Annotated in this window: 6 protein-coding genes; 4 read left to right on the top strand and 2 right to left on the bottom strand. The window is 67.1% G+C overall.

Going from position 1 to position 6,033, the window contains the following annotated elements; all coding sequences use genetic code 11:
• Positions 1-185: 185 nt before the first annotated feature.
• Positions 186-644 carry a hypothetical protein gene (locus A5652_RS22900; RefSeq protein WP_067357249.1) on the bottom strand — a complete coding sequence of 153 codons (459 nt, stop codon included), beginning with the start codon at positions 642-644 and terminating at the stop codon, positions 186-188.
• 243 nt (positions 645-887) lie between these two features.
• Here A5652_RS22900 and A5652_RS22895 point away from each other — a divergent pair, with 243 nt between their 5' ends.
• The 4 genes from A5652_RS22895 to A5652_RS22880 all read left to right on the top strand — a co-directional run bounded on the left by A5652_RS22895 (position 888) and on the right by A5652_RS22880 (position 5,207).
• Complete coding sequence (locus A5652_RS22895) at positions 888-1,628, top strand: lysophospholipid acyltransferase family protein (protein ID WP_232001348.1); 741 nt, start codon at positions 888-890, stop codon at positions 1,626-1,628.
• Positions 1,629-1,631: 3 nt separating this feature from the next.
• Positions 1,632-3,263 (top strand): acyl-CoA ligase FadD12, encoded by a 1,632-nt coding sequence (gene fadD12, locus A5652_RS22890; protein WP_067357243.1) that lies wholly within the window; start codon positions 1,632-1,634, stop codon positions 3,261-3,263.
• 5 nt (positions 3,264-3,268) lie between these two features.
• Positions 3,269-4,534, top strand: coding sequence for an alpha/beta hydrolase (locus A5652_RS22885; RefSeq protein WP_197514067.1), 1,266 nt, complete (start codon positions 3,269-3,271; stop codon positions 4,532-4,534).
• Between the two features lie 238 nt (positions 4,535-4,772).
• A complete protein-coding gene (locus A5652_RS22880; protein ID WP_067357236.1) occupies positions 4,773-5,207 on the top strand; it encodes an FHA domain-containing protein in 435 nt (144 codons plus the stop codon).
• Positions 5,208-5,309: 102 nt separating this feature from the next.
• Here A5652_RS22880 and A5652_RS22875 read toward each other — a convergent pair.
• Positions 5,310-6,033 (bottom strand): WS/DGAT domain-containing protein (locus tag A5652_RS22875; RefSeq protein WP_156745496.1); only part of this gene is annotated, 724 nt, incomplete at its 5' end.

Genomic DNA, 6,033 nt, shown 5'->3' with positions numbered 1-6,033 from the left:
GTCGACGTCCGGAAGTTCCGGTGACATGAATCCCATGGGCGGCCTCGTTCCTGTCTAGAAACCAGCTGGCCCATCGAATGTATCGGCACCACCGTGCGGGCGGGCCGATTTGCGCGTGCCGGTGATCTGCGTCCCGCTACCTCGCCAGGAAACCGGTGACGAAAACAGCTGCGCCAGAAAGTGATTCAGCGCGCGCCCGGGGAGCCCCGGCGTGCCGCGGGGCGCGCCTCCGCCATTGTCGGGCGGACAAATCGCCGGCGCAGCTTGTCGATCAGGACGTCCAGGGTCTCCCGATCCTGATCGGCGACGCGCACCAGGCGGCGGAGATTCGTCACGGCGTCGGCGTCACCCTTTGCTTCCGCGGTGGCGATCTTGCGCTGATACTCGTCGATGCGCTGGTCGATGAGGCCGCGACGACCAGCGAGCAGTCGCACGAAGTAGTCCGCCTGCAGCTGGTCCGCCGTATCCGGGGCGGCCCCGGCGGGCGCACCGGCAACCCGCTCGACGGCCGGTACGGGTTCTCGACCGCGTCGGGTGGTTTCCGCGCGGACCGCGGCGTGCGAGCGTCGCCCGCGGGTGCTAGCCGATCTGCGGGTGGCGCTCGAGGGTGCGCCACGTTCATGGGACAAACCGGCTACGTCCATCGGGTCCCCTTGGCTCGAGGATTACTCACGGCGCCGTAACAATAGCGCCCCTGGCCCGGGCCGCACCATGCCTCGGATCGTCAAAGACGAAACACCATGACGGCGCCCGGGCGCAGGTCGCTACCATCGATTCGACTCGGCGAAGCGGCCCCGCGCGAGCGTCAAGGGAGGAACGTGACCGACAACGGCAAACCCGACGGCGGGGACATCGGCAAATTCGACCCCGGCTTGACCCAGCGACTGATGGCGGTGATGCGCCCGGTCCTGAAAACCTACTTCCGGTCCGAGGTGCACGGCCTGGATACGTTCCCGCCCGGCGGAGCGCTGGTGGTCGGTAACCACTCCGGCGGCATGTTCCCCATGGACGTCCCGATCTTTTCCGTCCACTTCTACGACAAACTCGGCTATGACCGCCCGGTCTACACGCTGAGCCACGACATTCTCATGACCGGGCCCACCGGAGACTTCTTCCGGCGCACCGGGTACATCCGCGCCAACCGGGAGAACGCGGCGCAGGCATTGCGGTCCGGCGGGGTGGTGATCGTGTTCCCGGGCGGAGACTACGACGCCTATCGACCCACCCTCTCGGAGAACGTCATCGACTTCAACGGCCGCAAGGGATACATCCGCACGGCGATCGAGGCCGGCGTCCCGATCGTGCCCGCGGTGTCCATCGGCGGGCAGGAGACCCAGCTCTATCTGACCCGCGGCACCTGGCTGGCCGAGCGGCTGGGCATTAAACGCTTGCTGCGCAGCGCGATTCTGCCGTTGTCGTTCGGCTTCCCCTTCGGCCTGAGCGCGGTGATCCCGCCGAACCTGCCGCTGCCGACCAAGATCGTGACCCAGGTCCTGAAGCCCATCGACATCGCCAAGCAGTTCGGCGACGACCCCGACGTCGACGAAGTCGACGAGTACGTGCGGTCGGTCATGCAGGAGGCCCTGACCGAGCTGGCCGCCAAGCGGCGCTTCCCGATCCTGGGCTGAGCGATGCCGAATCCCTTGAGCGAGACCCTCGGCCTGGTCACCACTCTGAGCCGCGCCCGCATGATCGCGCCGATGCGGCCCGACCGCTACCTCAAGATGGCCGCGGCCATGCGCCGCGAGGGCATGGGCATGACCGTCGGATTCGCCAGTGCGGCGCAGCGTTGCCCGGACCGTCCCGGGCTGATCGACGAACTCGGCACCCTGACCTGGCGGGAACTCGACGAACGGATCAACGCGTTCGGCGCCGCGCTGCAGCACCTGCCCGGCGGGCAGCCGAAGGTCGTGGGCATCATGTGCCGCAACCACCGCGGCTTCGTCGAGGCGGTGGTGGCCGTCAACCGGATCGGCTCCGACGTCGTGCTGCTCAACACCTCGTTCGCCGGCCCAGCGCTGGGCGAGGTGGTCAACCGCGAGGGCGTGGACGCCGTGGTGTACGACGAGGAGTTCACCCCGACGGTCGACCGGGCGCTGGCCGACAAGCCGGAAGCCAGCCGCATCGTGGCCTGGACCGACGGGCAACACGATCTCCCCGTCGAGAAGATGATCGCCGATCATGCCGGGCAACAGCCATACCGCTCCGGCCGCAAGGGCAGGGTGATCCTGCTCACCTCCGGTACCACCGGAACACCCAAGGGCGCCAACCAATCCGGGGGCAACGCCGGAATAGGCACCCTCAAGGCGATTCTGGACCGCACGCCGTGGCGGGCCGAGGAGAACATCGTGATCGTCGCGCCCATGTTCCACGCCTGGGGCTTCTCCCAGTTGATCTTCGCCGCGTCCATGGCCTGCACGGTGATCACCCGGCGCAAATTCGACCCCGAGGCCACGCTGGATCTCATCGACCGCCACCAGGCCACCGGGCTGGCCGTGGTCCCGGTGATGTTCGACCGCATCATGGAGTTGCCCGCCGAGGTGCGGCGCCGCTACAGCGGCCGCTCCCTGCGATTCGCCGCGGCATCGGGATCGCGGATGCGGCCCGACGTGGTGATCGCGTTCATGGACGCGTTCGGAGACGTCATCTACAACAACTACAACGCCACCGAGGCCGGCATGATCGCGACCGCCACCCCGGAGGACCTGCGGGCCGCACCCGACACGGCGGGCCGGCCCGCGGGGGGAACCGAAATCCGCATCCTGGACCCGGAATTCAACGAGCTGCCCACCGGCGAGGTCGGCAGCATCTACGTGCGCAACAACACCCAGTTCGACGGCTATACATCGGGTAGTACCAAGGACTTTCACGCCGGATTCATGTCATCGGGCGACGTGGGTTATCTGGACGAGGCGGGTCGGCTTTTTGTCGTCGGCCGCGACGACGAGATGATCGTGTCCGGCGGCGAGAACGTGTACCCGATCGAGGTGGAGAAGACGTTGGCGGCGCACCCGGACGTGGCGGAGGCGTCGGTGATCGGCGTGGACGACGAACAATACGGGCAGCGGCTGGCGGCCTTCGTGGTGCTGGAGCCCGGCGCCACGCTCGACGCGGACGCCGCTCCCGAAGCGCTCAAGCAGCATGTGCGGGAGAACCTCGCCAACTACAAGATCCCCCGCGAGATCACCGTGCTGAACGAACTTCCACGCAGCAGCACCGGCAAGATCCTGCGCGCCGACTTGCAAGCGCGGGTGCAGGGGTGACGCGGCTGGCGCGGACGATCAGAAAGCCCCGGCCGCTGGCGCGGGCGGCGCTCGAGTTGGCCAACGCCGCCAACGGATTACGTCCGCTGGCCCGCAAGGGGTACAGCACCGTGCTGGTCTTCTGGTTCGGCTGGCCGGCCTCGGAGGTGCCCGGCGTCTACTTCTCCGCCTCGCTGCTCGATGCATTGCGGCGGGGTCGCCGCGGTGACTTCACCGGACGGCGCGGAAAGGCCGCCCTTGCGCTGACCGTGGCGTCCTGGGCCATCCTGGGCGTGATCAAGTATCGCGGCGTCACCACTCCCGGGCCGGTGCTGGAGGCGGGGCTGCGCGAGCAACTGGGCGACGACTACGAAGAGGCACTGAGCAAGCTGCCTCAGACGACACCCACGCGCAGCGGACGGCGCACCCCGCCGCTGGGCAACACCATCGCGCGCCGCCGCTACGTCGAGAAGACCAACGTGGTGTCCTACGGTCCGCATGGCCGCGCGAATCTCGCCGACATCTGGCGCCGCCACGATCTGCCGCGAGACGGCAAAGCGCCGGTGCTGCTCCAGGTGCCCGGCGGCGCCTGGATGATCGGAATGCGCCGGCCCCAGGCCTATCCGCTCATGAGCCACCTGGCCGCCCGCGGCTGGGTGTGCGTGTCGATCGGCTACCGGGTATCGCCGCGGCACACCTGGCCCGACCACATCGTCGACGTCAAACGCGCGCTGGCCTGGGTCAAGGAGAACATCTCCCGCTACGGCGGGGATCCGAACTTCGTGGCGATCACCGGCGGATCCGCCGGCGGCCACCTATGTTCGCTAGCGGCGCTGAGCGCAGGAGACCCGAAGTTCCAGCCCGGTTTCGAGGACGCCGACACCTCGGTGGTGGCCGCGGTGCCGGTGTATGGGCGCTACGACTGGTTCTCCACCGAGGGCGAAGGCCGGCGCGAATTCGTGGACCTGCTCCAAAAGTTCGTTGTCAAAAAGAAATTCGCCACGCACCGCGACATCTACGTTGACGCCTCGCCGATCCGGCGGCTGCGCGCCGACGCACCGCCCTTCTTCGTCCTGCACGGCCACGACGATTCGCTCATCCCGGTCGGCGAGGCCGAAGAGTTCGTCGAGGAACTGCGTGGGGTGTCCAAGAACCCGGTTGCCTACGCCGAATTGCCGCACGCCCAACACGCTTTCGACATCTTCAGCTCGCCACGGGCCCATCGGTCCGCGGAGGCCGTGGCTCGATTCCTGTCGTGGGTGTACGCGACCAATCCGCCCGAGCGCGACTAGACTGTCGCCAAGCTCGACGGCGAACTTGGAGCGATTCCCTTGGCGACGCAGCGGTCAAGAGACACCAGGGATTCTGGCTGCGGCGACGGAGCCGGGGGCGCGCAACATGCTCGCCAACCTCCCCTGTTGGTGGCGCTGGTGCGTGTTGACGGTCCCGAGGTGGTCTAGCAGCATAAGGCCGCCGCAACGTGGGTACTCCGTTGAAACCGAGCCAGATTACCCGCGGTGGAAGCAGCACGTGAACCGCTACGACGACGACCGAAACCTCACTGAAGCAGTGGCCGAGACCACTGTCGATCACGGCACCGACTTCCTTGACGAGGTGGATGACAGTTCGACCGCTACCACCGAGACGGAAACAGCCGGAGTGTTACCGAGCGGATCGGCGCTGCTGGTTGTCAGGCGTGGCCCCAACGCCGGTTCTCGGTTCTTGCTCGACCAGCCAGTCACCTCGGCGGGACGCCATCCCGACAGCGATATTTTGCTCGACGACATCACCGTCAGCCGCCGCCACGCCGAGTTTCGCCTGGCGGAAGACGGCACCTGGGCCGTCGCGGACGTCGGCAGCCTCAATGGCACTTACGTCAACCGCCAGCCGGTGGACTCGACGGTGCTAGCCAATAACGATCAAGTGCAGATCGGCACGTTCCGGCTGGTTTTCCTGACCGGATAATCCTGGCACGTGATTTGTGATGGCGGATAACCTGATTCGGTGTTCGGGTGATCGGCGTCGGCGGCGATCTGACCGGCCCCCTGGTCGCGAGACCGCCAGGGTCTAGCTGGTCTCGCGCGCGGCGGCCTTCTCCAGGTCGGTCAATGCAGGCTCGATCCGATCGGCCATGTCGTCGATGTCGTTGGCCACCTCGGGAGTCGTCACGAAACCGAAGTCCAGGTAGTCGGTGTAGGAGAAGCACGTGATGTTCAGCGCAACGTCCATCACCGGAGGTCCCAGTGGCACCAGCGAATCCAGTTTGGCGCCGGCCATGTACAGCGGGAACGGCGGGCCGGGAACGTTCGAGACGACCAGGTTGATCGGGGCCAGGTTCCGCGACAGCCCGCTGGCCGTGTAGGCCCGCGCGGCCAGTCCCAACAAGCCGGGCGGCGTGGTCTCGGTCAACCCCATGATCTGATGCGCCGACAACGCCTTGGCCATCAGCTTGGCGTTCTGGGTGCTTTCGTGGATGGCCCGCAGTCGCTCCCCCGGGTCGTCGACATCCGTGGCCAACGAGACGGTCATCGAGCTGACCTTGTTGCCGACGTCGTCCTTGTCGTCGTCGGTGCGTGTCGAGACGGGGATTTGCGCGATGAGCGGTTTGGCGGGCAGTTCACCGCGTTTCTGTAGATAGTCGCGGACGGCGCCGGCCACCAGTGCCAGCACTACGTCGTTGAGTTTGACGCCGTACGCGTCCTTGATGCCTTTCGCGCGGGCCAGTTCGACGCGGCAGCCGGTGATGCGCCGGTGCGGCGAGACCGGTGCGTTGAAGCGGGTTTTGGGCGCC

Source organism: Mycobacterium sp. 1165178.9, from assembly GCF_001673555.1.
Lineage (GTDB): Bacteria > Actinomycetota > Actinomycetes > Mycobacteriales > Mycobacteriaceae > Mycobacterium.
This window is presented reverse-complemented; position numbering and strand designations above follow the sequence as displayed.

Coding starts and splice junctions, on each gene's coding strand:
- A5652_RS22895 (WP_232001348.1), top strand. CDS start 888: ATGGCGGTGATGCGCCCGGTCCTGAAAACCTACTTCCGGTCCGAGGTG.
- fadD12 (WP_067357243.1), top strand. CDS start 1,632: ATGCCGAATCCCTTGAGCGAGACCCTCGGCCTGGTCACCACTCTGAGC.
- A5652_RS22900 (WP_067357249.1), bottom strand. CDS start 644: ATGGACGTAGCCGGTTTGTCCCATGAACGTGGCGCACCCTCGAGCGCC.